The sequence below is a fragment of the Sphingomonas ginsengisoli An et al. 2013 genome, from assembly GCF_009363895.1.
GTDB classification, from domain to species: domain Bacteria; phylum Pseudomonadota; class Alphaproteobacteria; order Sphingomonadales; family Sphingomonadaceae; genus Sphingomicrobium; species Sphingomicrobium ginsengisoli.
In genome coordinates this window covers 1,759,630-1,784,080 of sequence record NZ_CP045434.1, presented here as the reverse complement: position 1 = coordinate 1,784,080, position 24,451 = coordinate 1,759,630, and the positions used below count along the sequence as shown (strand labels likewise).

Sequence of the window (24,451 nt, the reverse complement as noted above, 5' to 3'; positions counted from 1 at the left end):
CGACATGCTGCTGTTCGGCCGCCCGGTCACGCGTTCCCGGCCTTTCCTGATTTCGGGCCCGTGCGTGATCGAGAGCGAGGCGCTGTGCCTCGACGTGGCCGGTGAGCTGCGTCGCCTCGCCGACCGGCTCGACCTGACGGTCATCTTCAAGGCCAGCTTCGACAAGGCCAATCGCACGTCGGGCGAGTCGTTTCGTGGGCTCGGCCTCGAGCAGGGACTCGCGGTGCTCGCCAAGGTGCGGGCAGAGACCGGCCTGCCAGTGCTGACCGACGTCCACTCGGCCGAGCAGGTTGCGCCGGTGGCCGCCGTTGTCGACGTGCTCCAGACCCCAGCCTTCCTCGCTCGCCAGACCGACCTCATCGCGGCGGTCGGGGCGAGTGGCCGGGCGGCCAACATAAAGAAAGCCCAGTTCATGGCGCCCGAGCACATGGCCGCGGTGATCGGCAAGGCGCGCGCGGCCGCCGCGGCCGCTGGCCACGCCGGCGACTTCTTCGTCTGCGAGCGCGGCACGTCGTTCGGCTATCGCGACCTGGTCGTCGACATGCGCTCGCTGGTCCTGCTGCGCGAGAGCGGCTGCCCGGTGGTGTTCGACGCCACCCACAGCGTTCAGCAGCCTGGCGCGCTCGGAGATCGCTCGGGCGGTCGGCGCGAGTTCGTCGAGCCGCTCGCCCGCGCGGCGGTCGCCGTTGGGGTCGAGGGACTGTTCATGGAAACTCATCCCGATCCGGACCGGGCGCTGTCGGACGGACCCAACGCCGTGCCGCTCGATGCGCTGGGTCCTCTGCTCGAGCGCTTGTTGGCCATCGCCGAGTGCAGTCATGGGCGAGCCGGTGACGAGCGGCCCTGATCCGACGGCAGGCGACGCCGGCGCGCTGCTCCGGGTTCCGCCGTTTCCGGGCGCGCAGACGAAGGCGTTTCAGCCACTTCCGAGCGAACCATCCGAGGACGCGATCGCCGCGCTTATCGCGACGATCCGCTCGGAAGCAATCGTCGGTGACTACTGGCAGAATGAACCGGACGCGGCGGCGATCGCGACAGTCGACGCCGAGGCCGCAGCGCCGTTCTTACGGGTCGAAAACCCGTACACGGGCGAGGCGATGAGTGGGCTTGAGGCCGTAGCTCTATGCGCTTTCTGGCGTGATCTGATCCGCTCCAATCGCGACCTCGCCGGCGGTCTCGGCATTGCATTCTGGAAGCAATCGGCGCTGGCACCGTTGTTGTGGGACGGCGCACGTCCCTTGCCGTTCTGGCGCTCCTTGCCGGCAGAGCTACCCGCCGGGGCGGTCGCGGTCTGGGGTTCCAAAGCACGCGCTGAGGATCTGGCGGCGCTTGAACGACGCGCGATCCCGGTGGTCGAAGTCGAGGACGGTTTTCTGCGCTCGGCCGGGCTTGGCGCCGACTGCATCCCGCCCTTGTCGATCACCGTCGACCGGCGTGGCCCCTATTTCGACCATCGCCAACCAAGCGAACTCGAGGCCATGCTCGAAACGCACGAGATCGATCCCGCTTTGCTCGATCGCGCTGCCCGCCTGCGCGCGGCGATCGTCGCGGCGGGCCTCGGCAAATATGAGCGCGGTCGCGTGCCGCTGCCGCGCTGGGGCGGGGAGCGGCGCCATCTGCTCGTCACCGGCCAAGTCGAGGACGATCGCTCGGTCCTCACGGGGGGCCTCGGGCTGACCAACCTGGAACTCCTCGAGCGCGTTCGCGCCGACCATCCAGCCGCATTTATTCTCTACAAGTCGCACCCCGACGTCGAAGCCGGCCACCGCAAGGGCGCGATCCCCGCCGCACGCATGCGCGACCTCGCCGACCGGATCGTCACCGATCTTCCCATCGCTTCGCTGCTCGACCTTGCCGACGAGGTCCATGTGAACACTTCGCTGGCGGGGTTCGAGGCGCTGCTGCGGCAAACGCCGGTCACCACCTACGGCGTCCCCTTCTACGCGGGGTGGGGCCTGACCCGCGATCTCGGCCCGGTCCCGAGCCGCCGCAAGCGCCGCCGGACGATCGACGAACTGGTCGCCTTGGCGTTGCTGGTCTATCCGCGCTATCTTGATCCGGTCACCGGGCTCCCCTGTCCGGCCGAAGTGGTGGTCGACCGCCTCTGTACCGATTCGGCGCCCGCTACCGGGTTGCTGGTCGGCCTCAGGCGGATGCAGGGGAGACTGGTGAAAGGCTGGAGAAGGCTTGTCGCGTGATCATTGACAAGAAGCTCAAGCGCCCGCGTGCGTTCGTGTTCCTGCAAGGACCGCCCGGTCCGCTGTTCGCGCGGCTGGCCGAGGCGATGCGCGCGCGCGGCGTCCCGGTGCATCGGATCAATTTGTCGGCGGGCGATCAGTTCGACTGGCCGGGGCCGGCGGTCAATTTCCGTGGGCGCCGATCGAATTGGGCCGTATTCTTCGACCGTTTCCTGCGCGAGCATCAGATCACCGACCTGCTGCTGTTCGGTGATTGTCGACCCTACCACGTCGCAGCACGCCGGCTGGCGGCGATGCGCGGGGTCCGCACCCACGTGCTCGAGGAGGGCTATCTGCGGCCGCACTGGATGACGCTCGAGCTTGAGGGCGTGAATGCGCACAGCCCCTTGTCGCGCGATCCCGCCCGGGTGTTCGAGCAGGCCCGCAAGCTCCCGCCCGAGCAGGCCGAGGAACCGCCGATCACCGCCAGCCTGCGCCGCCGGGTGCGCGACACGGCGCGATATTACACGGCGGTCCAGGTCGGCAGCCTGCTGTTCCCCTTTTACGAGAACCACCGCCAGCACACGCCGCTGTTCGAGGGTCTCGGGTGGAGCTGGCGCTACTTCACGCGCCGCCGGCGCGACCGCGAACTGGCGCGCGGGTTGGCAGCGCTCGCCGGCAAGCGCTTCTTCCTTCATGCACTGCAACTCTCGGGCGACTATCAGATCCGCGCCCATTCGCCCTTCACCGACATGCCGTCGGCGACCTCTTACGTGCTGGAAAGTTTCGCTGCGCACGCCGCGCCCGACATGCACCTGCTGATCAAGGCGCATCCGCTCGACGGCTCGTTCTTCAATTGGCGCGGCTTTCTCAAACGCCGGGCGCGCGAACTCGCCATTAGCCATCGGGTGCATTTCATCGACGGCGGCGATATCGAGGAGCTCGCCGCCGCGGCCGAGGGCATGGTGGTCGTGAACAGCACCTCGGCGACGCTCGCTCTCGAGGCCGGGCGGCCGGTATGCGTGCTCGGCGACGCGATCTACGACATCCCCGGACTGACCTTCGGCGGCCATCTCGACGCCTTCTGGCGCGATCCGCCGCCGCCGGTGGCGGGACTCTACGAGGCCTTCCGCAAGGTACTGGTCAACGACTGTTTGGTGCGCGGCGGGCTCGCCAGCAAGTCGGCAGTCACCACGCTGGTCGAGAATATGGCGAGCCGGCTGTGTGCGCCCCAACCGATGTCAGAGCGTGTCGAGGAACGGTTCGACGATCCGGAAGTGTTCGGCCCAGGTCGGCACCCGATAATTGCTCAGCCGGACGAGTTGCGCGTCCCGCTCCGGACTGGGTGACGCCGCATAGGCCATGATGGTCTGGCGCCAGGCGGGGCCATCGAGCGGATCGAGATAGTCGGGGATGTCGCCGCCGATCTCGCGGAATACGGGAAGGTCGCTGGCGATCACGGGGGTGCCCTGGTGCAGCGCTTCGATCAGCGGCAGGCCGTAGCCTTCGACGAAACTCGGAAACAATAAGGCGCGCGCGCCTGCCAGATGATCCGCCAGCTCGCGGTCGCTGCAACGGCCAAGCTCAGTCACATAAGGTTTGAGGCTGCGCGCGCGGTCGAGCAGGTCGGCCGCCTGCTCGCTCTCCCACCCTCGCTGGCCGATGATCACTAGCCGCGGGGTTTCGTCGCCGAGCGCGCGGGCAAGGCGGTCCCAGATCTGAAGCAGCAGAAGATGGTTCTTGCGCCCCTCGACCGTCCCCACCACGACGAAGGTCGGCCGAGCTGCCACGGCGTCGTTGCGACGAGGCAGCGCGCGCAGGTCGCTGCCAAGCGGCGCGGCGACCATCGGTGGAACAGTGGCGCCGACCTCGCCCGCATAGGCGGACAGCGAGCGCAGCGTGTCCTCGCTGTTCGCGACCACTCCCGCGGCGCTGTCGAGCACTGTCCGCATCCGCAGCCGATGGCGCGCTTCCTCGCCTGGCCGGCAATATTCGGGATGGGTGATCGGGATGAGGTCATGAATGAAATAGACCGCCTTCAACCCTTCGCGCGCTATCCACGGGGCGAGGTGCGGGGTGTCGAGCCCAGTGTGGCCGACGTTCAAGTAGCGCGCGCCGCGCATCGAGCGGCCGACCAGCCAGCCGGGCGCGGTGCGGACCACCAGGCGAGCGAACGCCGAGCGGAAATCCTGCCCCGGTTGACGTAGTCGCTCGAACAAGGCCTGCGAGCTGCGCTCGTCGAGGATGCGCCGCATGTTGCCCTGCTGGACAACCGCCAGCGCATTGGCGCCGAACTGTTCAACATAGGCCAGGCAGACGCGGTCGATGCCGGTCGGCAGCCGGCCCGACCAGCGCCGCCAGATCAGCCGACTGACGTCAAGCAGCAGCAATGATCAGTTAGCTCTTACCGTGTTGAGCACGGACACGCCCGGCAGCACCGTGCTGGCGATGGTGTTGACGAAGCGCTGGAATTCGGCGGCGGGCGAGTTGGCGACATACATCACATCGCCGTCCTTCATCGCGAAGCGCTGCGCGGCGAAATAGGTCTCGGGGTTCTTGAGATCGACGCGATAAATCACCGGAACTCGGCCGGTCGCGGGAAGCGCGGAGGTGGTCAGCCCGCGCAGGCGCTCGACCGGCTCGAAGCGGAAGATGAAGACCCCGCGCGAATCGGCGCGCTGATCCTGCAAGCCGGCGGTCCGGCCGAGCGCCTGCGACAGCGTCAGGCCAGTCTGCTCGAAGCGGATTTCCTCATTCTTTCCGGCCGCGCCAAGCACGGTAAAGCTGTATGGCTGGTAGAGCAGCGTGAGGACATCGTCCTTCTGCAGGATGATGTTCTGGCGGCTGTCCTGGACCACGGCCTGGAGCGGCATGGTCGCGGTGCGATCGTCGCGCGCGAGCTGGACCGTGATGCGCTCGATCGGTTGGCGCGTGCCCCCGGCAGCGGCAATAACGTCGAGCAGCCGCTCGCCCTTGGGAGTCAGCGGCACGCGGCCCGATTGGGCGACCTCGCCGACCACCGAGACATTGGCGGTGGCATTGCGGGTGATGCGGACGATCGCCTGCGGGGCGTTGGCCTTGCCGTGCAGCCGGGCGACGATGGTCCGCTGGATCTGCTCGAGCGAGCGCCCCGCGGCCGGAACCTCGCCAGCAAACGGGACCGAAATGGTGCCATTAGGTCCGACCATCAGCTCGGGCAGCGTGCCTGGACGGCTGCCCTGAACGTCGTTGCCGATGCGCGTGCTGACCGGCGCGCCGCCGAACAGGACGGCCGGCGGAGCTTCCCAGATGGTGACCTCGACCACATCGCCGACACCGACGATGGTCCCGATCGGCCGCGCATTGCCGAAGATGTCGGAAAAGCGCTGTTGCGGCTCGACCGAAGACAGCTGCGCGGCGCTCGCAGTGGTGACTGGAATGATTTGCAGGCCCGGGATGGTCAGGTCCCGGCTCGACGCCAGCACCTCGCGCCGGGTTGGCCCGACCGCGGTCGAAATACCGAGCGACTGGCATCCCGAAAGCAGGGTCACGCCGACAAGTGCCACGGACACGGTCGTGAAGCGACGCGGGGCGGAAAGCGGGACCTTGACGGACATTGTTGATCGATGACCCAATGGATGCGGAGACGGGCGTGGCTTGCAGGCCCTTACGGCGCTCGCCATGCCACAACAAGGCCGACCCCGGGATGAACGCCGCGCTCAGTCGGGCGTGAAGGCGAGCACCGCTTCCAGCAATTCCTCGCTCGCTGCCGCGACCAGCCCAGGGCGGGGGGTCGCGGGACGGTAGGGCGAACCGTCGAGCTGGCGCACGGCACCGCCGGCTTCCTCGACCAGCAGCGTCCCCGCGGCATGGTCCCACGGAAGGGTCCGCCAATAAACGATAAGGTCGCGTGAGCCGTCGGCCAGCAGCGGATATTCGGCGCCGGCGCAGCGCCGGGTTGGATATGCCGCACCTAACCGCTGCCGCAGTGCTGCAACCCACTCCACCAGCGGGGCAGGGACAAAGGCGTCGCTGACGATCGCCGTCGCCTCGGCAATGCTTCGGACGTCCTTGCGACACCGCAATCGCGTCGCGCCGTCCCAGGCACCGGCGCCGCGCTCCGCCACCACCAGCCGCCCGGTGAGCGGATCGAGGATCCAGGCGGCGACCGGCTGGCCGTGCGCGAGCAGGCACAGCATCGTCGCGAATGGACCCTCACCGCGGGCAAAGTTGCGTGTCCCGTCGAGCGGATCGAGCAACCAGACGAGCGGTTCGCTCAACGCCGACAAAAGTTCAGGCCGCGTCGCAACGGCTTCCTCACCAATCACTATGCCGTGGGGACGAAGGTCGCGGAGCCGGCGCGAGATCGTCGCCTCGGCCAACCGATCGGTTTTGGTGACGATCTCACCGGCGGATTTTTCCCATCCGTCCACGGTTTTTCCGGGTCGAAAATCGCGAAGTAAAACGCTGTCGGCGACTTCACGAAGGATCGTCGAAACCTTGTCCAGCACCTCGATGTTCATGACGCGAAAATAACGAATAGTTTCCCGCAGTCAGTACTGTTGCCTATATGCATCGCTCGGCTCGTTTCGTAGTCAAAAGGAACTCGGCACGGGCGTTAGGAGTTTCCTGAGGGCTTCGTGGTTAGCTTGATAAAGGGTAGGGCATCCAGGGTGCTGCCGGCATTGCCGTCTTTATTTCGTCCCGGAAGACGAGTATTGTGCAGTGCACGGTGAACGACCCGCGGGGGACCTGAGCTCTACGTATTAGGCAAGTCACTGTACCGCAACGAAGAAGAATAGGGAGCAGAATGAAGTACTTAGCCACTAGCGCACTGGTTGCGCTGTCGATGCTGGGGGCGACCGCCGCCAGTGCGCAGGAATATCGCTTCCCGGCCGTCCGTGCGGACGTTCAGGTCGGCGGCGACCGCTTCTATTCGGAAGGCAACCACCACACCAAGGTCGGTGTCGGCGGTTCGGTCGGCGCGGATTTCCTGCTCGGAACCAATTTCGTCCTCGGCGCGGAGGGCACCTTCTGGTGGGCTCCCAACGAGAACATCACCCGTGACGGGCCCGGCGTGGCCTATCGCAAGTCGTTCGAGGAGTGGGGCGGTGCGGTCCGCGCCGGCGTGCTCGTCACCCCGTCGACCCTGGTCTATGCCAAGGGCGGTATCGTCGTGAACGAGCAGCGCAAGCGCTTCAACGCCGATCCGATCGCGACCCCGGGTATTCCGGTCAACACCGCTTATGGTGATTACTACAATCACTATCGCACCCGTGGCTGGACCGTGGGCGGCGGCATCGAGCAGCTGCTGACCAACAACCTCTACGTGAAGGCGGAAGGTCGTTACTCGAACTACCGCACCGACTCGTCGCGCCTCGTCGGCCTGATCGGCGTCGGCCTGCGCTTCGGTCCGAGCGCTCCGGTTGAAGTGGCTCCGCCGCCTCCGCCGCCGCCCCCGCCGCCTCCGCCGCCTCCGGCGACGCAGACCTGCCCGGACGGCTCGGTGATCCTGGCGACCGACACCTGCCCGGCGCCGCCGCCGCCGCCGCCGCCGCCTGCTCCTGAGCGTGGCTAAGGCTTCGGTCCAAGGCTGAACAAGGAAGACCCGCTTCTCTTCGGAGAGGCGGGTTTTTCTTTAAGTGAAAAGCGACCGATCGGCATCGCACAAGTCGGTCCCAGCCGTTCGTAGCGATCGGCTGCTGTATCAGGAGTGAAAGTCGGCCAAGGTCAGCGCTGCCGGCGGGGGGCGCTCAGGCGCGGCTCAACCGAAACGGGCGTTGATCGGCGCGTGGCGCCGGCGCACCGCGCCGCGGCGCAGGCGATCGGGGTAGGATGGCAGGGTGCCTAGTGCCGGCTTGCCGAACAGGAAACCCTGGACGAAGCGCACGCCCAGCAGCCGGAGGACCTCGAGTTCCTCCTCGGTTTCGACGCCCTCGGCGATGGCCTCGGTCCCGAGCCGGCGGATCAGCAACACCAGCGATTCGACGATCGCTCGCCGGCGCTGGTCGCGGTCGAGCCCGCGAATCAGCTCCATGTCGAGTTTGACCATGTCGGTCTGGAGAACCGCGAGCTGGCACATGCCGGCATGACCGGTGCTGAAGTCGTCGATCGCGACCTGGCAGCCAAGCTCGCGATAGCAGGCGACGATTCCGCGCAGGTGGGCGAGGTCGTAGCGCTCGTTCTCGGAGAATTCGAACACCAGTCGGTCGGGCGAGAGGCCCGCGTCCGCGGCGGCGCGCAGCGTCTGCTGGATGCAGCTGCGCGGGTTGCGAACGGCGTTGGGAAGGAAGTTGATCGACAATTTGGCGCCGGTCGCGGCGATGCCGGCGGCGGCGGCGTCGCGGATCGCGGTCATCCGGCAGGCCTGATCGAAGCTATGCTCCTGGTCGGCGCCGACCTGCTGCAGCACGAAGGCTGCGCTCTGCCCGTCGATCCCGCGGATCAGCGCCTCGTAGGCGAACACCCGCTCGTCCTGGAGATCGAGGATCGGGTGGAAGGCGGCGCGGGTGGGCAAGGGAAACGGCTGGCCGTCGCGGCATTCGGCGCACGAGGATCGAGCAAGGTCGAAGGCGGACGCGCGGCTGGTCATGCCTCATCTTAGGAAGCGGCAGTTAAGAAAAGCCCAAGTCGCTCAGATCAGTCGTTCGGCGTGCCAGCGAAGGTGGTCGGCCATGAAGGTCGCGATGAAATAATAGCTGTGATCGTATCCGGGCTGGCGTCGCAGCAAGAGGGCGATGCCGGCGCGCTCACAGGCCGCCTCGAGCAACTCGGGCTTGAGTTCGCGCTCGAGGAAGGGGTCGGCGGTGCCGACATCGACGAGCAACTCGGGCAGGCGGACGCCGTCCTCGATCAGCGCCACGGCGTCGTGCCCGCGCCAGCCCGCGCGGTCGTCGCCGAGGTAGCGGGAAAAAGCCTTCTCGCCCCACGGCACCTGGCTCGGGGCGACGATCGGGGCGAAGGCGGAGACGCTGCGAAAGCGGCCCGGGTGGCGCAGCGCCACCGTCAACGCGCCGTGCCCGCCCATCGAATGGCCGCTGATGCCCTGCCGAGTGAGGTCGAGCGAGAATTCGCGTGCGATCAGCTCAGGCAATTCGTCGGTGACGTAGGACCACATCGAATAATGTGGCGCCCACGGCGCCTGCGTCGCGTCGACGTAAAAGCCGGCGCCGAGGCCGATGTCCCAACCCTCCTCGTCGGCCACGCCCTCGCCCCGCGGCGAGGTGTCGGGAGCGAGGAAGGCGACGCCTAATTCGGCGCAGGCGGCGCGATATTCGCCTTTGTCGGTGACATTGGCGTGGGTGCAGGTCAGCCCCGACAGATAGGTCACCAGCGGAACCGGGCCATGCTCCGCCTGCGGCGGCAGGAACAGGCTGAACACCATGTCCGTGCGCGTCGCGGCCGAGACGTGGCGGCAGACCAGTTGCCGCCCGCCATAGGCCCGGTTCTCGCTGACTACCTCCATCAACTCTGCGGTCGATGCAGTGCGCAGAGCTTGTTGCCGTCGGGATCGCGCAAATAGGCGAGGTAAAGGCCGCCGAAGCTGCTTTCGCGCAGGCCCGGCGGATCCTCGATCGCCGTGCCGCCATTGGCGACCCCGGCCTCGTGCCAGGCATGGGCTTGCTCGGGCCCGTCGACGCCGAAGCCGATGGTCGAGCCGTTGCCGTGGGTCGCCGGAGCGCCGTTGATCGGCTGGCTGACCATGAAGATGCCGCCGTTGTTGAGGTAGATAAGGCGGCCCTTGTCGTCGATTCGCCCCGGCTTGCCGCCGGTGGCGCCAAACAGGGCATCGTAGAAGCGCTTCGACCGGTCGATGTCGTTGCTGCCGACCATCACATGACTGAACATCGTTTTTTCTCCATTGCTCAGTAAACCACCACGCTACGAATGCTTTCGCCATTGTGCATCAGCTCGAACCCGCGGTTGATCTCGTCGAGCGACAGCACGTGGGTGATCATCGGGTCGATCGAAATCTTCCCATCCATATACCAGTCGACGATCTTGGGGACGCCAGTGCGGCCTTTGACCCCGCCGAACGCGGTGCCGCGCCAGTTGCGGCCGGTGACGAGCTGGAAGGGGCGGGTGGCGATCTCCTTGCCCGCCTCGGCGACCCCGATGATCACCGACGTTCCCCACCCGCGGTGACAGCATTCGAGCGCGGTGCGCATCACCTCGGTGTTGCCGGTCGCGTCGAAGCTGTAGTCGGCGCCGCCGTCGGTCAGCTCGACCACCCTGGCGACGATCTCCTCGCGGCTCATCCCCTTGGTGTTGAGGAAGTGGGTCATGCCGAACCGACGCCCCCATTCCTCGCGGTCGGGGTTGAGGTCGATCCCGATGATCTTCGCCGCGCCGACCAGCCGCGCGCCCTGGATGACGTTGAGGCCGATGCCGCCGAGCCCGAACACCACGACATTGTCGCCCGCCTGGACCTTGGCGGTGGTGGTCACCGCACCGACCCCGGTGGTCACTCCGCAGCCGATGTAGCAGCTGGTCTTGAACGGCGCGTCCTCACGGATCTTGGCCACCGCGATCTCGGGGAGGACGGTGAAGTTCGAGAAGGTCGAGCAGCCCATGTAATGGAAGATCGGTTGGCCGCGGTAGCTGAAGCGGCTGGTGCCGTCGGGCATGACCCCCTTGCCCTGGGTCGCGCGGATCGCGGTGCACAAGTTGGTCTTGCCAGACAGGCACGACTTACACTGGCGGCATTCGGGCGTGTAAAGCGGGATGACGTGATCGCCCGGCGCGACCGAGGTCACGCCCGCGCCGACCTCGCGGACGATGCCGGCGCCTTCGTGGCCGAGGATCGAGGGGAACAGCCCTTCGCTGTCCAAGCCGTCGAGCGTGTAGGCGTCGGTATGGCAGATGCCCGTCGCCATGATCTCGACCAGCACCTCGCCAGCCTTTGGCCCCTCGAGGTCGACCTCGACGATTTCGAGCGGACGCTTGGCTTCGAAGGCGACGGCGGCACGGGTCTTCATGGGGGCGTGATCTCCTTGACCCCGCCACTGCCATGTGCGCCGCCGCGCGCCAACTCCCTACTGCAGCGCGCTGGCCGGGATCTGCACCGTCGAGGGGACGCCCACCGCCGAGCCGCGGCGGATCACATGCGGGGTCACCACGATGTAGAGCTCGGTCTTGGCGCGGGTCGAACGATCGGTGCGGAAGGCCTGGCCGACCAGCGGAATGTCGCCGAGCAGCGGGATCTTCGACTTGCTGTTGATGACGTCTTCCTGGGTCAGGCCGCCGATCACGAAGCTCTCGCCATCGTGGACGGTGGCCGAGGTCTCGGCCTCGCGCTGGCTGATCGTCGGATAGCCCTGGCTGTAGCCTGACACGCTCGAGACCACGCAGAACACGTGGCTCATCACATAGCCGTCCTCGCTGACGCGGGGGGCGATTTGGAGGGTGACGCCGACGTTGACGTATTGCACCTGCTGGCTGACGCCGTTGACGCCCGACAGGGTGATGGCGGTCAGGATCGGCAGCGCGTCGCCGGTGATAATCTTGGCGGTCGAGCCGCTCTGCGCCGAAATCCGCGGCTTTGAGACGATGCGCCCGTTGCCCTTGGCGATCTGGGCGTAGATCGCGGCCTGGAAGGACGCGCCGGTGACGTGGCCCGAGCAACTGCGATTGCCATTGCCGTCGCTGCTGCACCCCTGCGACACGCCGACCGGGATGAAGCCGCCCGAGCCGACGGTGAAGACGCCGACCTGACCGTTGGCGTTGGTGAAGTCGATTCCGATCGCCTTGGAACCACTCTCGGTCAGTTCGAGGAACTGGGTCTCGAGGATCACGCTGTCGAGCGGGACGTCGATCAAGGCGATCATCGCCTTCATCCGCGCAATGCGGTCGGGCGAGCCCTTGAGCCAGATTGCGTTCAAGCGGCGGTCGATCGCCATCGAGCTGTCGACCGACTGGCCGAGCGGATCGTCGTTGGTCCCCGGCGACTGGCTGGTCTGCGCGCTGCTGTAGCTGTTGGCGCCGGTCAGGCCCGACGAGCCGAACGCCGGCTCGCGCGGCAGGAACAGGTCGTTCGACTTGACGGTCACGCCCTCGGTCAGCAGTCCGACCACTTCGGAAACGTCGGCATATTTGAGGCGAACGAGCTCATAGCCGTCCTCGCCGGGCGGCGGCTCGCTGGCGGCGGGCAAGCCGCTGGTGGCGCCGGTCGGGATGTCGGTCTTCACCGGCCCTGCGGGGACGCCGGTCGAGACGTCGACCTCGATCACCTTGTCGCCGGTCTGCACGGCACTGACGTTCGCGCCGGGGGCGGCGGTGCCGAAGTGGAGCAGGAGGACCGAGCCCTGCTGGTCGAAATCGATGGTGCGGACCAGGCCGCGGAGCGGCGGCGACACGGCGCTGTTGCCGCGCACGGTGCTGGCAAAGCCAATGCCGGGCCGGCCGCGGTCGAGGCCTGTCGGTCCGTAGCTGTTCGTCTTGGGTTCGAAGGTCAGTTGCAGCCGGGTGTCGTTCGCCGATTCGCTGATCAGCTTGACCTCGCGCAGGACTGCCTGGACCGGCATTGGGCGCGTCTGCGCTCCGGCTTCGGTTGGCAAGGCGCAGATCAGCAACAGGGCCTGCACCGCCAGAAGGAACCGCTTCACGTCTTACTCATTCCCCACTCTAAGGGATGATCCGCGCCGCCCCTGTCAGCGGCGCGGATCCCCTTTGCCCTCAGGTCAGAAGGCGGCCGTGGTGTTCGGCGTGCCCAGACCCGTCGGGCCGTCATAGCCGACACCGGCGGTGCACTGGTAGGTGCCGCCGCAGCTGCCGTTCGAGCCCGAGGTCACATCATTGAGGCTGCTGCTCTTGCTGTACAGCTCCTGCGCCCCGTTCACGCTGTCGCCGGCGACCGCGTAGATCGCGCCGACAACCGGCGCGGCGACGCTGGTGCCGCCGAAGACCATCCAGCCGGACTTTGTGCCGCGACCGGTCGGACCGTAGACGGCGACGCCGGTGTTGGGATCGGCGACCGCCGAGACGTCCGCTTCCATGCGCGTGGCGCACAGCGGGTCATTCTGCCACGACGGCTTGGCGAAGACGGCGCTGCAGCCGCTGCCCGCACCCGACCAGGCGGTCTCGTTCCAGCCGCGCGCATTCGACGCCTTGGTCAGCGCGGTGCCACCGACAGCGGTGACGGTCGGCGCGCTCGCCGGGAACTGCACGCCGTAGCCGCTGTCACCCGAACTCACCGTGATGGCGATGCCGGGATGGTTGTAGGCGGCCGCGTAGGTGGTCGCGCCATTCTCGCCACCGCCGTAGCTGTTGGAGATGACGTTCGCGCCGAGGTTGGCGGCGGTGTTCACCGCGGCCGCAAGGTCAGCGAGGCTGGCGCTGTTGGCCTGCACCAGGATGATCTTGCAGCTGTTGCACAGGGCGCTCGCCATATCGAGGTCGAGCGCGGCTTCCTGATCCCAGCCGGTGTTGTCGCGCGGGCTGCTGGTGGTGCTGCCGCTCTGGTTGACCTTCTTGAAGCAACCGTTGGCGGTGGTGCACGGCGCCAGGCCATATTGCGCCCGGTAGACGGCCAGGTCGGCTTCAGCGTTCGAATAGCCGTAGGCGTCGACGATCGCGATGGTGCGGCCCGATCCCGTGCCAGTGATCTTGTAGGCGCTCTTGAGGTCGGCCGGGCTATAGCCGCCCGGCGTGACGAACGGCTGCGCCGCCTGATCCTTGGTTTCGATCACTTCACCGCGCGCATCGACGCGGACGTGCGAGTGGCAATAGGCCTGACCGGGAGTGGCGACATGCTCGCAAACCGCACGATGAAAGCCGTTTCCGCTCCGCTCGATCGGCGCGGCCGACGCTACGCTGGACATCCCTGCACCGGTGACCGCAACCGCAGCCACCATTCCATACTTCCATAAGGTCATGAAGTTACCTCCCGGTCGCCGCGACCCCCGTCGGGCGATGAATGGAGGCTGGCAGCGGATCGGGCGATTGCAATCGCGCCGTCACAAAGCGGGGCGATGATGAACGCCTTTTAATTTCACCGTCGACCAAGCGAATTTTTTTGCCGGCCAGCCGAGGTAATTTTTCGCTAACCACGTCTTGAACCGGACGAAATTATTCGAATCACAAGTGTCGGGCAGTCGACAGGAAGGGCGGAATGGTGGGATTTTTGAGCGGCAAGCATGCCCTGATCACGGGTGGTGGCACGGGCATCGGCGCCGCCGCGGCGCAAGCGTTGGCGGCGGAAGGGGCGCGACTGTCGCTGCTTGGCCGACGCCAGGAGCCGCTGAGCGCCGTCGCCGGCGAGACCGGCGGCCGGGCGATCGTCTGCGACGTCACCGACCCCGTGGCGCAGGCGCGCGCTTTTGCCGCGGCGCGCGAGGCGAACGGGCCGCTCGACATCGTCATCCTTAATGCGGGCATCGGCGACAGTCGGCCATTCGTGCGGACCGAGCGAAGCGAGTGGGACCGGATCATCGCCACCAACCTGACCGCGCTGTTCGACGGAGCGCAGCTCGCGCTTCCTGACCTTCTGGCGCCGGGCAAACGGTTGATCATCGTCGCCTCGGTCGCCGGGCTGAAGGGCGCGGCGATGGCGGCGCCTTATGTCGCCTCCAAGCATGGCGCGGTGGGATTAGCCCGCAGCCTCGCGCTCGAGTTCGCGCGCACCGGGCTGACGGTGAACGCCATCTGCCCGAGCTTCGTCGACACGCCGATGGTCGACGAGAGCGCCGACCGCATCGCGCGGGCGACGGGCAAGAGCGTCGACGAGGCCCGGCAACTGCTGGCGCGGACCAACGCCAACGGCCGACTGATCCGCGCCGAGGAGGTGGCACGGGCAATCCTCAACCTGTGCCATCCCGACAGCGGCGGCGTGAACGGCGCCTGCGTCACCATCGATGGCGCTACCTCCGCCTGAGCGAGAAGTGAGGCAGCGACAATTGCTGGCTTAAGCTTTTCCTAAGTTTCCCGTGCTTTTCTCTCCATTATGGAAAGATTGTTCCTGTCCGGCCCGCGCGCGCTGTTCGGTCGCAAGAGGGGAAACGCCCGCCCTGCCGAAGAGCTTCTGGCTAGCCTCTCGCACGCCACCGAGGCCAAGCCCAATCGCAAGCGCTCGGCGCGCAAGTCGCGGAGTAATCCGACAGCGTCCGCGTCGACCGACTGAACGTTCTTTTTCGAATCAAGTCGACTGCCCATAGGGTCGTTTAGCTTTTGACGAAGCCTTCGTTGATGCTGGCGAAGGCCTTCAAACCAACGCCGACCAAGGCAACAAGGCTAATGACAACCTCGGCCGGCGGGCGTCGATCCGGAGATATCATCGCAGCAAAAACGAGTGCCGCAAGAAGCATCAGAGTGCGGTCGATGAGGCGGGCCAACCAGGCCGACGCGTTGAAGCTTTTCACTTTCGTAGGAGGTGCAGTAGCGGCGTTGTCCGTTTCGCTAGATAAGATGCGCGCCCGCTCAGCCTCGTCCTCAGCGGTATGTGCGGGCGCGGACAGCAGGCCTCGAGCCTGCACGGACAGCGTCTCAGCGAGCGGCTGCTTGGAAGCCTGAGGCTCTTCCAAGTTCACGAAATTGATTCCGCACCAACGCATGCGGAATGTCGCGACCCTCGCCCGAACCATTGGCGTAAATTGAAGACCATGGCGTGTTCTGACCCTGCGTCACCACAGCAAGCTGTGCGGTGCTCAACGAACCATATTCGCGTAAGGTCAGCGCAATTAGTTCCATTTCGGATGCGTCGGCCTGGCCAAGTTCGACGGCAGCGAATGACGCGATGGTCACGGGCTCAAGACGCGTAGGTCTGAGCAGTTCAGCCAAGCGGGCGTACACCGGTCCGAATTTGTCCGCATCAGGGCGATCACCGGTCAACGGCTCGCCAGTCGACGCGAGGCACCAGCCATGCGCGATATAAATCAGCTTTTGCAATTGCAGTTGGTTGAGGCTGATACCAAAGCCGGATGCCGCCAGCACCATCTCTCGTCCAACTTCGGTCGACCATGCGGGCATCGTCTAGCTCCCTCCCCGCACGGTAACGGGTAGGAACAAAACAGAAACAGACATTAGGTCCAGAACGGTCGATTCGACGGAGCGGGTGGTTGGGAATGGCCTGGCACTCTTGCTCGTGGCTGGTCATTCACATTGATCAGCAGATAGAGATCTTGCTCACTCAAACTCGACGATGACCTGATCGACGGCGAGACTCTCGCCGGCGGCGACGGGCGTGGCTTTGACCGTGCTGCTTTTCTCGGCGCGGAGGATGTTTTCCATCTTCATCGCTTCGACCACCGCCAGCGGCTGACCAGCTTCGACCTTGTCGCCGGCCTTGACATCGAGCCGGGTGAGCAGGCCGGGCATCGGCGCGAGGAGGAAGCGGCTAAGGTCGGGTGGCACCTTCTCGATCATGTGCCGGGCAAGTTCGCCGACAAGAGGGGTCATCACCGCCACCCGGTGCGTCGCGCCGCGCGTGGTCATCTTCCACGAGCGACCGTCGCGCGCGACCAGCACGGTGCGGGTGCGGTCGCCGATCCGCGCCACCACCTTGCGCTGCCCGGGTCGGTAATCGGCGTCGAAGGCGAGGGCGGCGCCTCCGTCGACCACCACCCGGTCGAGCTCGAAATGCACGCGATGCTCGGCGCCGCCGTCGAGGCGGACGACATGGTCCTCGTTGGTCGCGACCGACTGGCCGAGTTGCCCGTCGATCAGCGCCCCGCGCCGCTCGTGCGCGGCGGCGATGAAGGCGGCGATGGCGCTCAAGTCCGCGGTCAGCTTGTCGTCGAGCGGAGCGCCGTGGAAGCCGTCGGGATATTCCTCGGCGATGAAGCCGGTGGTGATCTCCCCCGAGCGGAAGCGCGGGTGCTGCATCAGCGCGGAGAGGAAATCGACGTTGTGGCCGATGCCCTGGATGTCGAACCCGTCCAATGCCACGACCTGCGCGTCGATCGCCTGCTCGCGGGTCGGCGCCCAGGTGATCAGCTTGGCGATCATCGGATCGTAGAACATGCTGACCTCGCCGCCCTCGACCACGCCGTCGTCAACGCGGGTGACTTCGGTGGCGGTGCGTTCAGGCGTGCTCGGCCGGTAGCGCACCAGCCGCCCGGTGCTCGGCAGGAAGCCGCGATAGGGATCCTCGGCGTAGACACGGTTCTCGACCGACCAACCGTTCAGTTTCACGTCGGCCTGCGTGAACGACAGCGGCTCGCCCGCGGCGACGCGGATCATCTGCTCGACGAGGTCGAGGCCGGTGATCTCCTCGGTCACCGGATGCTCGACTTGGAGACGGGTGTTCATCTCGAGGAAGTAGAAGCTCTTGCCGCTAATGTCGGCGCCGGAGACGATCAGCTCGACCGTGCCGGCGCTGTAGTAACCGACCGCACGGGCGAGCGCGACCGCCTGCTCGCCCATCGCCTTGCGCATCTCGGGCGTGACGAAGGGGGAGGGCGCTTCCTCGACCACCTTCTGGTGGCGGCGCTGGATCGAGCATTCGCGCTCGTTCAGATAGACGATGTTGCCGTGCTGGTCGCCGAGCAGCTGGATCTCGATGTGGCGCGGGCTCTCGATGAACTTCTCGATGAACACGCGGTCGTCGCCGAAGCTGGCGAGACCCTCGCGCTTGGTCGCCTCGAAGCCCTCGCGCACGTCCTGCTCGGACCAGGCCAGCCGCATCCCCTTGCCGCCACCGCCGGCCGACGCCTTCATCATCACCGGGAAGCCGATGTCGGAAGCGATCTTCACCGCCTCGTCGGTGGTGGCGATATCGCCGAGATAGCCGGGGACGACGTTGACGCCGGCTTCCTTGGCCAGCTTCTTGGATTCGATCTTGTCGCCCATCGCGGCGATGGCGTTGGGCGGCGGTCCGATGAAGGCGATGCCCGCGTCGGCGAGCGCCTGGGCGAAACTCGTTCGCTCGGACAGGAAGCCGTAGCCCGGATGCACCGCCTCGGCGCCGGTCGCCTTACAGGCATCGATGATAAGCTCGGCCTTGAGGTAGCTCTCGCTCGCTGGGGCGGGGCCGAGCCGGACGCTCTCGTCCGCCATTTTCACGTGCGGCGCGCGGGCGTCGGCGTCCGAATAGACCGCGACGGTCTTGATGCCCATGCGCTTGGCGGTGCGGATCACCCGGCACGCGATTTCGCCGCGGTTGGCGATGAGGATTTTGGAGAACATCGTTAATCCACTGTGCGGGGGTAAAATGCGATCACGTAGCGCGTGTCCGGTGTTCGGCGAAGATAGTAGCGGCCGCGATAGCTGCGCGCGAACGGGAACCACAACTCAGCAGGATAGCAAAAAGCTATCTCATGACGCGATTCCAGAACCTTGCTGTAGTCGTCAGCTTCCTGACGAAGGATGTGTACGGTCAGCGTCTGCGGCACAGAGTGCGCGGCCAGCTTACTGGCTACAATCCTCCTTCGCTTTAACTCGCAATCTCCGGACATCGTTGCACAATGGAGAGTGCCGTCCACCACGAGATCACTCGCCGCGTGCTTTGTCGACTCGCTTACATGATCGCAGCCTTCTGGATCGCGAGTTGGAGGCAAATCAGCGCAGCCGCCAAGTAAGATCAGCGAACTAGCGAGAAGACATCTTATCACTCCGCTGCCTCGTCGAGCGGCGGCTTGTTGTGGCCGAGTAGGCGCAGCACTTCGTCGGCGGCGTCGGCGAGGTTGGTGCCCGGGCCGAAGATCGCCTGCACGCCGGCGGCCCGCAGCGCGGCATAGTCCTGCGCGGGGATGACACCGCCGGCGACGACCTTGATGTCGGCGCGGCCCATTTCCTTCAGCTCATCGATCAATTCGGGGATCAGCGTCTTATGCCCGGCGGCTAGGCTCGAGGCGCCGACGACGTCGACGTCGCTGCTGACCGCCAGTTCGGCCGCCTCGCGCGGGGTCTGGAAGAGAGGGCCGGCGACGATCTCAAAACCGAGGTCGCCGAAGGCCGAGCTGACCAGGTTGGCGCCGCGGTCGTGGCCGTCCTGGCCCATCTTTGCGACCAGCATGCGCGGCTTCCGGCCGAGCCGCTGGGCGACGCTGACCGTGCCCTGCTTGGCCTCTTCCCAGCGCCGGTCGGCGCGCTGGCCGTAGATGCCGCTGACCGGGCTCGGCTTGGTCGCATAACGGCCGAACGCGCGTTCGAGAGCGTCAGAGATTTCGCCCAGTGTGGCGCGGGCGCGGGCGGCGTCGACGGCGAGGGCCAGCAGGTTGGCGTTGGCGCGGGCACCCTCTTCAAGCGCTTGCAGCGCCGCCTGGACTGCCGCGCCATCACGCCCGGCCTTGAGCTGGGTTAGCCGCTCGATCTGGCCGGCGCGGACTTTGGCGTTATCGACCTCAAGGATGTCGAGCTCGTCCTCTTCGGGCAGCCGGTATCGGTTGACGCCCACGATCACCGTCGCGCCGGTGTCGACGTTGGCCTGACGCTGCGCGGCGGCTTCCTCGATGCGGCGCTTGGGCAGGCCTTCGGCGACCGCCTTGGTCATGCCGCCGTGCGCCTCGACCTCCTGGATCAGCGCCCACGCTTTCTCCTCGAGCTCGCGGGTCAACGCCTCGACATACCAGCTGCCACCGAGCGGGTCGGCGACCGCGGTGACACCGCTCTCCTCGGCGAGGATCAGCTGGGTGTTGCGGGCGATGCGGGCCGAGAAGTCGGTCGGCAGCGCGATTGCCTCGTCGAAGCTGTTGGTGTGGAGCGACTGGGTGCCGCCGAGCACCGCCGCCAGTGCTTCAATCGTGGTCCGGACGATGTTGTTGTACGGGTCCTGCTCGGTGAGGCTGACGCCGCTAGTCTGGCAGTGGGTGCGGAGCAGCTTAGACTTTTCGGACTTGGCGCCGAGGTCGGTCATAATCCGGCCCCACAGGGTCCGCGCCGCGCGCATCTTGGCGACCTCCATGAAGAGGTTCATGCCGATGCCCCAGAAGAAGCTCAGCCGCGGGGCGAAGGCGTCGATGTCGAGGCCCGCGGCCATCGCCGAGCGGACATATTCCATGCCGTCGGCGAGGGTGTAGGCCATCTCCTGCACCGCCGTCGCGCCGGCCTCGTGCATGTGATAGCCGCTGATCGAGATGCTGTTGAACTTGGGCATCTCCCGGCTCGTGTACGCGATGATGTCGCTGACGATCCGCATCGAGGGTTCGGGCGGGTAGATGTAGGTGTTGCGGACCGCGAACTCCTTGAGGATGTCGTTCTGGATGGTCCCGGTCAGCGCCGCGCGCTCGACCCCCTGCTCCTCACCCGCGACGATGTAGAAGGCGAGCACTGGCAGCACCGCGCCGTTCATCGTCATGCTGACGCTCATCTCGCCCAGCGGGATGCCGTCGAACAGCAGCTTCATATCCTCGACACTGTCGATCGCGACGCCGGCCTTGCCGACGTCACCGGTGACGCGCGGATGGTCGCTGTCGTAACCGCGGTGGGTGGCGAGGTCGAAGGCGACGCTCAGGCCCTTCTGCCCGGCGGCGAGGTTGCGACGATAGAAGGCGTTGGATTCTTCGGCGGTCGAGAAGCCGGCGTACTGGCGGATCGTCCACGGGCGGCCCGCGTACATCGTCGCATAGGGGCCGCGGGTGTAGGGCGCGACGCCGGGGAAACCGCTGTCGATATCGGCGGTGTCGGCGGGGCCGTAGACGTTCTTGAGCGTGATGCCTTCAGGCGTGGTGCGCCTCAGATCAGCGCCGCGCGCCTCCTTGGCGGCAAGTTGCTCCCACGCTTGGTACTTCGAGTCCGACATGGGTGAGGCCCTAACCCCTCCCAACGCGTCAAGCAAAGGTCAGAGGATGCCGCCGCCCAGCGACAGGCGGATGACACCGATGAGGAGGACGACGAGGCAGAGGTTGCGGCCCGCCTTGTTAGCGGACAGCTGCCCGAGGCCGGCGCCGATGATTGGCAACGGCAGGATCAGCCAATTGGCCCAGCCGAGGAGCGGGAAGAAAGCGATCGCGACCAGCACCAGGCTAACAAGCCCGATCAGGATGGCGGTGACGTTGAACATGGGTCGTGGCTCCTAATCGGGCAAGGCTTCGCAATGCGCGGCGCGAGCGCTGCGTAGCGAGGAGATGAGGTAGAGTGCCGCCGCTGTCCAGATGGCGGCGAAGGCGATCGCATGGGAGCGGGTGAAGGGCTCGCCATAAGCGAACACCGCCAGCAGGAATTGCAGTGTCGGCGCGACGAACTGGAGAATGCCGAGCGTCGAATAGCGCAGTCGCCGCGCCGCCGCGGTGAAGAACAGCAGGGGCAGGGTCGAAACGACGCCGGTGCCGACCAGCAGCAGCAAGACCCCGGTCGAGCCGTTGCCCCATACGGCGGTGCCGCTGCGCCCAGCGACGACCAACCAGCCGAGCGCGAGCGGCAGCAGAAGGGTGGTCTCGATCGCCAGCCCGGCGGCGGCCTCGACCGCGGCGACCTTCCGCAAGAGGCCGTAGAGCGCGAAGCTGATGCACAGCGCGACGCTGATCCAGAGGTGTTGGAGCGCGCCTGCCGCGAGCACGGCGACGCCGGCGGCGGCAATCGCTACGGCCAGCCACTGGAGGCGGGTCAGCGGCTCGCGCAGGACGAAATAGCCGAGCAGGATGTTGGCGAGCGGGTTGAGGTAATAGCCGAGGCTCGCGGCGAGGATGTGCCCGCTGTTCACCGCATAGACGTAGATGAGCCAGTTGGTCCCGATCAGCAGCGCGGTCACGCACAGTAAGCGCACCGTCCGCCGGTCGTGCAGCACGGCGCGAATGGCGCCGCCGCTCCGCATCGCCAGGGTTAGCAGCACGAGGAACAAGATCGACCAGCAGATCCGCTGGGCGACGATGGCAACCGGCGGGACGCTGGTCAGCAGCTTGAAATAGATCGGCAGCAGCCCCCACAGCCCGTAAGCGGCGAGGCCGAACGCGACCCCCGCGGAGGCGTTGGGGGGCGGGGGTGATCCGGCGGCAGGCTCCATCCGGCGCGGCTAGCGCAGCGCCAGGCGCAAGTGAAAGGATTTGTTAACCCTTTGGGCCTGCTTTGGACCAGGTCCTTGCACCGGTTCCATTCTTGCTATTCGGGAGGTCATCGTGCGTTTCCATCTCCCTCTCACTTTAGGCGCCGTCGCGCTGCTCGCCGGCTGCGCCCAGCCGGCCGCTCGCCCGGTCGGACACCCGGTCAGCCAGGTCGCTGCGCCCAAGGCCGACGCGTGGCAGGGGGTGGCGAGCCGCGCCGACATCGACCGGATCGCGCGTATCCGCCAAGCGTGGGACGAAGGGCTGAGCGAAGCGCGGGCGACCGGCAATCGCCGCGACGTGGAGGCCGAGGGTGCCTTGCTCAAGGGCGATTCCGCGCTGGCCCGGCCGGCGCCTACTCCCGGCAGCTACGAATGCCGGATGGTCCGGCTCGGTCGAACCGAGCCGCGCGGCAAGGCGTTCGAAAAGTTCAAACCCTTCTTCTGCTACGTCGAGGTCGACGGCAATCTGCTGACGATCGTCAAGCAGACCGGCAGTCAGCGACCGGCGGGTCGGCTGTGGGAAGACGACAATCCCGAGCGACTGATCTATCTGGGCAGCCTGGCATTGGGGAGTGAGGAGCAGCCCAAGGCATATGGCGACGATCCCAAGCGCGACATGGCCGGCGTGTTCGAGCGGATCGGTCCGTTCCGCTGGCGGCTGGTGATCCCATGGCCGCAAGCGCAATCGAAGCTCGACGTCTACGAGCTGACCCCGGTGGCGGACCAGCCCAAGTAGGGTCGGCGCTGGCGGCACCGGACGAGGTCCGCGCTTATCTCATCGGTGCGGCGCAGGCCGGAACGGCACTAACCTACAGCGAATTGCTCGAGCGGCTCGGCTTCGCGTTTTCGCGGCCGAAGATGCGCGCCTTGTGCAAGGTGCTGACGGTGATCGACGAGGACGCGGCCGCCGCCGGCGAGCCCGAGCTGGCAGTGCTTGTAGTGCGACAGTCGGACGGGCTGCCGGGCCAGGGCTGGTGGGTCGGCAGCTGGGAGCAGCATCGCTTTACCGGCGAATGGACCGGCCCCGCGGCGCGGGCGCTGGTCGATCGCCTGCAGCGCGCCGCGTTCCGTTACTGGCAGGCGCGCGAGGCTTAGCCGCCGCCGCGGCGCTCGATCGTCGCGCCGACCGCGCTCAGTTTCTCCTCGAGCCGCTCGTAGCCGCGGTCGAGGTGATAGACGCGTAGCACCTCAGTCTCGCCCTCGGCGGCGAGGCCGGCGAGGATCAGGCTCATCGAGGCGCGCAGGTCGGTCGCCATCACCTGGGCGCCGGTCAGTTTCTCGACCCCATGGACGATCGCCGAACGTCCGCGCACGTCGATATTGGCGCCCATCCGGCGGAGTTCGGGGACGTGCATGTAGCGGTTCTCGAAGATCGTCTCTTCGAGGAAGCTTTCACCCGGCGCGCGGCACAGCATCGCCATGAACTGCGCCTGCATGTCGGTCGCGAAGCCGGGGTAAGGCGCGGTCGACAGCGCCAGCGGCTTGAGCGGGCCGTCGGCAGTCACCTTGAGACCCTTGCCGTGAAGTTCGACCACCAGCCCGCAATGCGCCAGCGCGTTGGTGGTCGCGAGCATGTCCTCGGCGCGGGCACCGACCAGGTCGATCGAGCCGCCGGTGATCCCGGCCGCGCAGGCATAGCTGCCCGCTTCGATCCGGTCGGGCATGACGGCATAGGTGCAGCCGTGAAGCGCCTCGACCCCGTCGATGATGAGGTGCGAGGAACCGATCCCCGAGATCTGGCCGCCCATCGCCGCCAGCAGATTGCAGAGATCGACGATCTCGGGCTCGCGGGCGGCGTTGAACAGCTGGCTGCGGCCGGTCGCCAGCACCGCTGCCATCAGCGCATTTTCGGTGGCCCCGACCGACACCACCGGGAAGGTGTATTCGCCGCCGCTGATCCGGCCCGTCGGAGCGCTCGCCTTCACGAAGCCCGCCGCAATCTCGATCTCCGCGCCGAGCGCTTCGAGCGCCTTGAGGTGGAGGTCGATCGGACGGTCGCCGATCGCGCAGCCGCCGGGTAGCGACACCGTCGCTTCACCCGCGCGCGCCAGCAAGGGGCCGAGCACCAGGATCGACGCGCGCATCCGCCGCACCATGTCGTAGGGTGCGACCGTCTCGGTGATTTCCTTCGCCTGGAGCGTCATCCGCCGCCCGAATTCACCTGGCCGCATGGCGTCGACCATGGTCGAGACACCGAGCATGTTCATCAGGTGGCCGAAGCTGTCGACGTCGGCCAGTCGCGGCAGGTTGGATAGCGTTAGCTTCTCTGCGGTGAGCAAAGCGCAGGGCAGGAGGGTCAGCGCCGCGTTCTTGGCGCCGGAGATGGGAATGGCGCCTTTGAGCCGGCGGCCGCCCTGAATGAGTATCGAGTCCATGAACTCGC

Annotated in this window: 23 protein-coding genes; 7 read left to right on the top strand and 16 right to left on the bottom strand. The window is 66.7% G+C overall.

All coding sequences use genetic code 11. The features are described from left to right. Positions 1-4: 4 nt before the first annotated feature. Genes kdsA through GCU42_RS08570 form a run of 3 tightly spaced genes read left to right on the top strand, consistent with a single transcriptional unit; the run spans position 5 to position 3,526 of the window. A complete protein-coding gene (gene kdsA, locus GCU42_RS08580; RefSeq protein ID WP_114227129.1) occupies positions 5-847 on the top strand; it encodes a 3-deoxy-8-phosphooctulonate synthase in 843 nt (280 codons plus the stop codon). After that, on the top strand, positions 819-2,198 hold the full coding sequence (locus tag GCU42_RS08575) for a capsular polysaccharide export protein, LipB/KpsS family (protein ID WP_162789185.1): 1,380 nt from the start codon (positions 819-821) through the stop codon (positions 2,196-2,198). The genes kdsA and GCU42_RS08575 overlap by 29 nt, the downstream gene beginning before the upstream one ends. Next, complete coding sequence (locus GCU42_RS08570) at positions 2,195-3,526, top strand: capsule biosynthesis protein (RefSeq protein ID WP_240309385.1); 1,332 nt, start codon at positions 2,195-2,197, stop codon at positions 3,524-3,526. The genes GCU42_RS08575 and GCU42_RS08570 overlap by 4 nt, the downstream gene beginning before the upstream one ends. On the opposite strand, the gene GCU42_RS08565 is transcribed toward GCU42_RS08570, so the two are convergent. The 3 genes from GCU42_RS08565 to GCU42_RS08555 all read right to left on the bottom strand — a co-directional run bounded on the left by GCU42_RS08565 (position 3,419) and on the right by GCU42_RS08555 (position 6,679). Next, complete coding sequence (locus tag GCU42_RS08565; protein WP_114227127.1) at positions 3,419-4,567, bottom strand: glycosyltransferase family 4 protein; 1,149 nt, start codon at positions 4,565-4,567, stop codon at positions 3,419-3,421. The two genes, GCU42_RS08570 and GCU42_RS08565, sit on opposite strands and share 108 nt — an antisense overlap. Before the next feature lie 3 nt (positions 4,568-4,570). Next, entirely contained in the window at positions 4,571-5,707 is a 1,137-nt protein-coding gene (locus tag GCU42_RS08560) for a polysaccharide biosynthesis/export family protein (RefSeq protein WP_240309384.1), read from the bottom strand. Between the two features lie 168 nt (positions 5,708-5,875). Next, positions 5,876-6,679, bottom strand: a complete 804-nt coding sequence (locus GCU42_RS08555) for an inositol monophosphatase family protein (RefSeq protein ID WP_114227125.1) — start codon at positions 6,677-6,679, stop codon at positions 5,876-5,878. Between the two features lie 287 nt (positions 6,680-6,966). Here GCU42_RS08555 and GCU42_RS08550 point away from each other — a divergent pair, with 287 nt between their 5' ends. Next, positions 6,967-7,734, top strand: coding sequence for an outer membrane protein (locus GCU42_RS08550; protein ID WP_114227124.1), 768 nt, complete (start codon positions 6,967-6,969; stop codon positions 7,732-7,734). A gap of 186 nt (positions 7,735-7,920) precedes the next feature. Here GCU42_RS08550 and GCU42_RS08545 read toward each other — a convergent pair whose 3' ends face one another. The 6 genes from GCU42_RS08545 to GCU42_RS08520 all read right to left on the bottom strand — a co-directional run bounded on the left by GCU42_RS08545 (position 7,921) and on the right by GCU42_RS08520 (position 13,975). Further along, complete coding sequence (locus GCU42_RS08545) at positions 7,921-8,748, bottom strand: EAL domain-containing protein (RefSeq protein WP_114227123.1); 828 nt, start codon at positions 8,746-8,748, stop codon at positions 7,921-7,923. 42 nt (positions 8,749-8,790) lie between these two features. Continuing rightward, complete coding sequence (gene fghA / locus GCU42_RS08540) at positions 8,791-9,621, bottom strand: S-formylglutathione hydrolase (protein WP_114227122.1); 831 nt, start codon at positions 9,619-9,621, stop codon at positions 8,791-8,793. Next, on the bottom strand, positions 9,621-10,004 hold the full coding sequence (locus tag GCU42_RS08535; RefSeq protein WP_114227121.1) for a VOC family protein: 384 nt from the start codon (positions 10,002-10,004) through the stop codon (positions 9,621-9,623). Before GCU42_RS08535 ends, fghA begins: the two co-directional genes overlap by 1 nt. Positions 10,005-10,021: 17 nt before the next feature. Further along, the gene (locus GCU42_RS08530) at positions 10,022-11,134 is read right to left on the bottom strand and encodes an S-(hydroxymethyl)glutathione dehydrogenase/class III alcohol dehydrogenase (RefSeq protein WP_114227120.1); all 1,113 of its coding nucleotides are present in this window, start codon (positions 11,132-11,134) and stop codon (positions 10,022-10,024) included. A gap of 57 nt (positions 11,135-11,191) precedes the next feature. After that, complete coding sequence (locus tag GCU42_RS08525; protein ID WP_114227119.1) at positions 11,192-12,760, bottom strand: secretin N-terminal domain-containing protein; 1,569 nt, start codon at positions 12,758-12,760, stop codon at positions 11,192-11,194. 75 nt (positions 12,761-12,835) lie between these two features. Beyond that, positions 12,836-13,975, bottom strand: coding sequence for a S53 family peptidase (locus tag GCU42_RS08520; RefSeq protein ID WP_205214949.1), 1,140 nt, complete (start codon positions 13,973-13,975; stop codon positions 12,836-12,838). Between the two features lie 290 nt (positions 13,976-14,265). On the opposite strand from GCU42_RS08520, the gene GCU42_RS08515 reads away from it, so the two are divergent. Next, positions 14,266-15,027 carry an SDR family NAD(P)-dependent oxidoreductase gene (locus GCU42_RS08515; RefSeq protein WP_114227117.1) on the top strand — a complete coding sequence of 254 codons (762 nt, stop codon included), beginning with the start codon at positions 14,266-14,268 and terminating at the stop codon, positions 15,025-15,027. Positions 15,028-15,313: 286 nt separating this feature from the next. Here GCU42_RS08515 and GCU42_RS08510 read toward each other — a convergent pair whose 3' ends face one another. The 6 genes from GCU42_RS08510 to rarD all read right to left on the bottom strand — a co-directional run bounded on the left by GCU42_RS08510 (position 15,314) and on the right by rarD (position 22,029). Continuing rightward, a complete protein-coding gene (locus GCU42_RS08510) occupies positions 15,314-15,673 on the bottom strand; it encodes a hypothetical protein (RefSeq protein ID WP_114227116.1) in 360 nt (119 codons plus the stop codon). Further along, positions 15,636-16,118 (bottom strand): Panacea domain-containing protein, encoded by a 483-nt coding sequence (locus tag GCU42_RS08505; protein ID WP_114227115.1) that lies wholly within the window; start codon positions 16,116-16,118, stop codon positions 15,636-15,638. Before GCU42_RS08505 ends, GCU42_RS08510 begins: the two co-directional genes overlap by 38 nt. A 156-nt stretch (positions 16,119-16,274) precedes the next feature. Next, a complete protein-coding gene (locus GCU42_RS08500; RefSeq protein ID WP_114227114.1) occupies positions 16,275-18,275 on the bottom strand; it encodes an acetyl-CoA carboxylase biotin carboxylase subunit in 2,001 nt (666 codons plus the stop codon). 421 nt (positions 18,276-18,696) lie between these two features. Beyond that, complete coding sequence (gene scpA / locus GCU42_RS08495; RefSeq protein WP_114227113.1) at positions 18,697-20,829, bottom strand: methylmalonyl-CoA mutase; 2,133 nt, start codon at positions 20,827-20,829, stop codon at positions 18,697-18,699. Between the two features lie 39 nt (positions 20,830-20,868). Beyond that, positions 20,869-21,090 carry a hypothetical protein gene (locus GCU42_RS08490; RefSeq protein WP_114227112.1) on the bottom strand — a complete coding sequence of 74 codons (222 nt, stop codon included), beginning with the start codon at positions 21,088-21,090 and terminating at the stop codon, positions 20,869-20,871. A 12-nt stretch (positions 21,091-21,102) separates the two neighbouring features. Next, on the bottom strand, positions 21,103-22,029 hold the full coding sequence (gene rarD / locus GCU42_RS08485) for an EamA family transporter RarD (RefSeq protein WP_114227111.1): 927 nt from the start codon (positions 22,027-22,029) through the stop codon (positions 21,103-21,105). A gap of 112 nt (positions 22,030-22,141) precedes the next feature. Here rarD and GCU42_RS08480 point away from each other — a divergent pair, with 112 nt between their 5' ends. Both GCU42_RS08480 and GCU42_RS08475 read left to right on the top strand, forming a co-directional pair. Next, complete coding sequence (locus GCU42_RS08480; RefSeq protein ID WP_162789183.1) at positions 22,142-22,804, top strand: DUF4893 domain-containing protein; 663 nt, start codon at positions 22,142-22,144, stop codon at positions 22,802-22,804. Next, entirely contained in the window at positions 22,738-23,163 is a 426-nt protein-coding gene (locus tag GCU42_RS08475; RefSeq protein WP_240309383.1) for a ribose-phosphate pyrophosphokinase, read from the top strand. Before GCU42_RS08480 ends, GCU42_RS08475 begins: the two co-directional genes overlap by 67 nt. Here the strand turns inward: GCU42_RS08475 and murA are convergent. After that, the gene (gene murA, locus GCU42_RS08470) at positions 23,160-24,443 is read right to left on the bottom strand and encodes a UDP-N-acetylglucosamine 1-carboxyvinyltransferase (RefSeq protein WP_114227109.1); all 1,284 of its coding nucleotides are present in this window, start codon (positions 24,441-24,443) and stop codon (positions 23,160-23,162) included. The two genes, GCU42_RS08475 and murA, sit on opposite strands and share 4 nt — an antisense overlap. Between the last annotated feature and the right edge of the window lie 8 nt (positions 24,444-24,451).

Excerpts from the sequence above, each read along its gene's own strand:
- kdsA (WP_114227129.1), top strand. The coding sequence starts at position 5 with ATGCTGCTGTTCGGCCGCCCGGTCACGCGTTCCCGGCCTTTCCTGATT.
- GCU42_RS08575 (WP_162789185.1), top strand. The coding sequence starts at position 819 with ATGGGCGAGCCGGTGACGAGCGGCCCTGATCCGACGGCAGGCGACGCC.
- GCU42_RS08555 (WP_114227125.1), bottom strand. The coding sequence starts at position 6,679 with ATGAACATCGAGGTGCTGGACAAGGTTTCGACGATCCTTCGTGAAGTC.
- GCU42_RS08550 (WP_114227124.1), top strand. The coding sequence starts at position 6,967 with ATGAAGTACTTAGCCACTAGCGCACTGGTTGCGCTGTCGATGCTGGGG.
- GCU42_RS08545 (WP_114227123.1), bottom strand. The coding sequence starts at position 8,748 with ATGACCAGCCGCGCGTCCGCCTTCGACCTTGCTCGATCCTCGTGCGCC.
- fghA (WP_114227122.1), bottom strand. The coding sequence starts at position 9,621 with ATGGAGGTAGTCAGCGAGAACCGGGCCTATGGCGGGCGGCAACTGGTC.
- GCU42_RS08535 (WP_114227121.1), bottom strand. The coding sequence starts at position 10,004 with ATGTTCAGTCATGTGATGGTCGGCAGCAACGACATCGACCGGTCGAAG.
- GCU42_RS08530 (WP_114227120.1), bottom strand. The coding sequence starts at position 11,134 with ATGAAGACCCGTGCCGCCGTCGCCTTCGAAGCCAAGCGTCCGCTCGAA.
- GCU42_RS08520 (WP_205214949.1), bottom strand. The coding sequence starts at position 13,975 with ATGTCCAGCGTAGCGTCGGCCGCGCCGATCGAGCGGAGCGGAAACGGC.
- GCU42_RS08515 (WP_114227117.1), top strand. The coding sequence starts at position 14,266 with ATGGTGGGATTTTTGAGCGGCAAGCATGCCCTGATCACGGGTGGTGGC.
- GCU42_RS08505 (WP_114227115.1), bottom strand. The coding sequence starts at position 16,118 with ATGCCCGCATGGTCGACCGAAGTTGGACGAGAGATGGTGCTGGCGGCA.
- GCU42_RS08500 (WP_114227114.1), bottom strand. The coding sequence starts at position 18,275 with ATGTTCTCCAAAATCCTCATCGCCAACCGCGGCGAAATCGCGTGCCGG.
- scpA (WP_114227113.1), bottom strand. The coding sequence starts at position 20,829 with ATGTCGGACTCGAAGTACCAAGCGTGGGAGCAACTTGCCGCCAAGGAG.
- GCU42_RS08490 (WP_114227112.1), bottom strand. The coding sequence starts at position 21,090 with ATGTTCAACGTCACCGCCATCCTGATCGGGCTTGTTAGCCTGGTGCTG.
- rarD (WP_114227111.1), bottom strand. The coding sequence starts at position 22,029 with ATGGAGCCTGCCGCCGGATCACCCCCGCCCCCCAACGCCTCCGCGGGG.
- GCU42_RS08475 (WP_240309383.1), top strand. The coding sequence starts at position 22,738 with ATGGCCGCAAGCGCAATCGAAGCTCGACGTCTACGAGCTGACCCCGGT.
- murA (WP_114227109.1), bottom strand. The coding sequence starts at position 24,443 with ATGGACTCGATACTCATTCAGGGCGGCCGCCGGCTCAAAGGCGCCATT.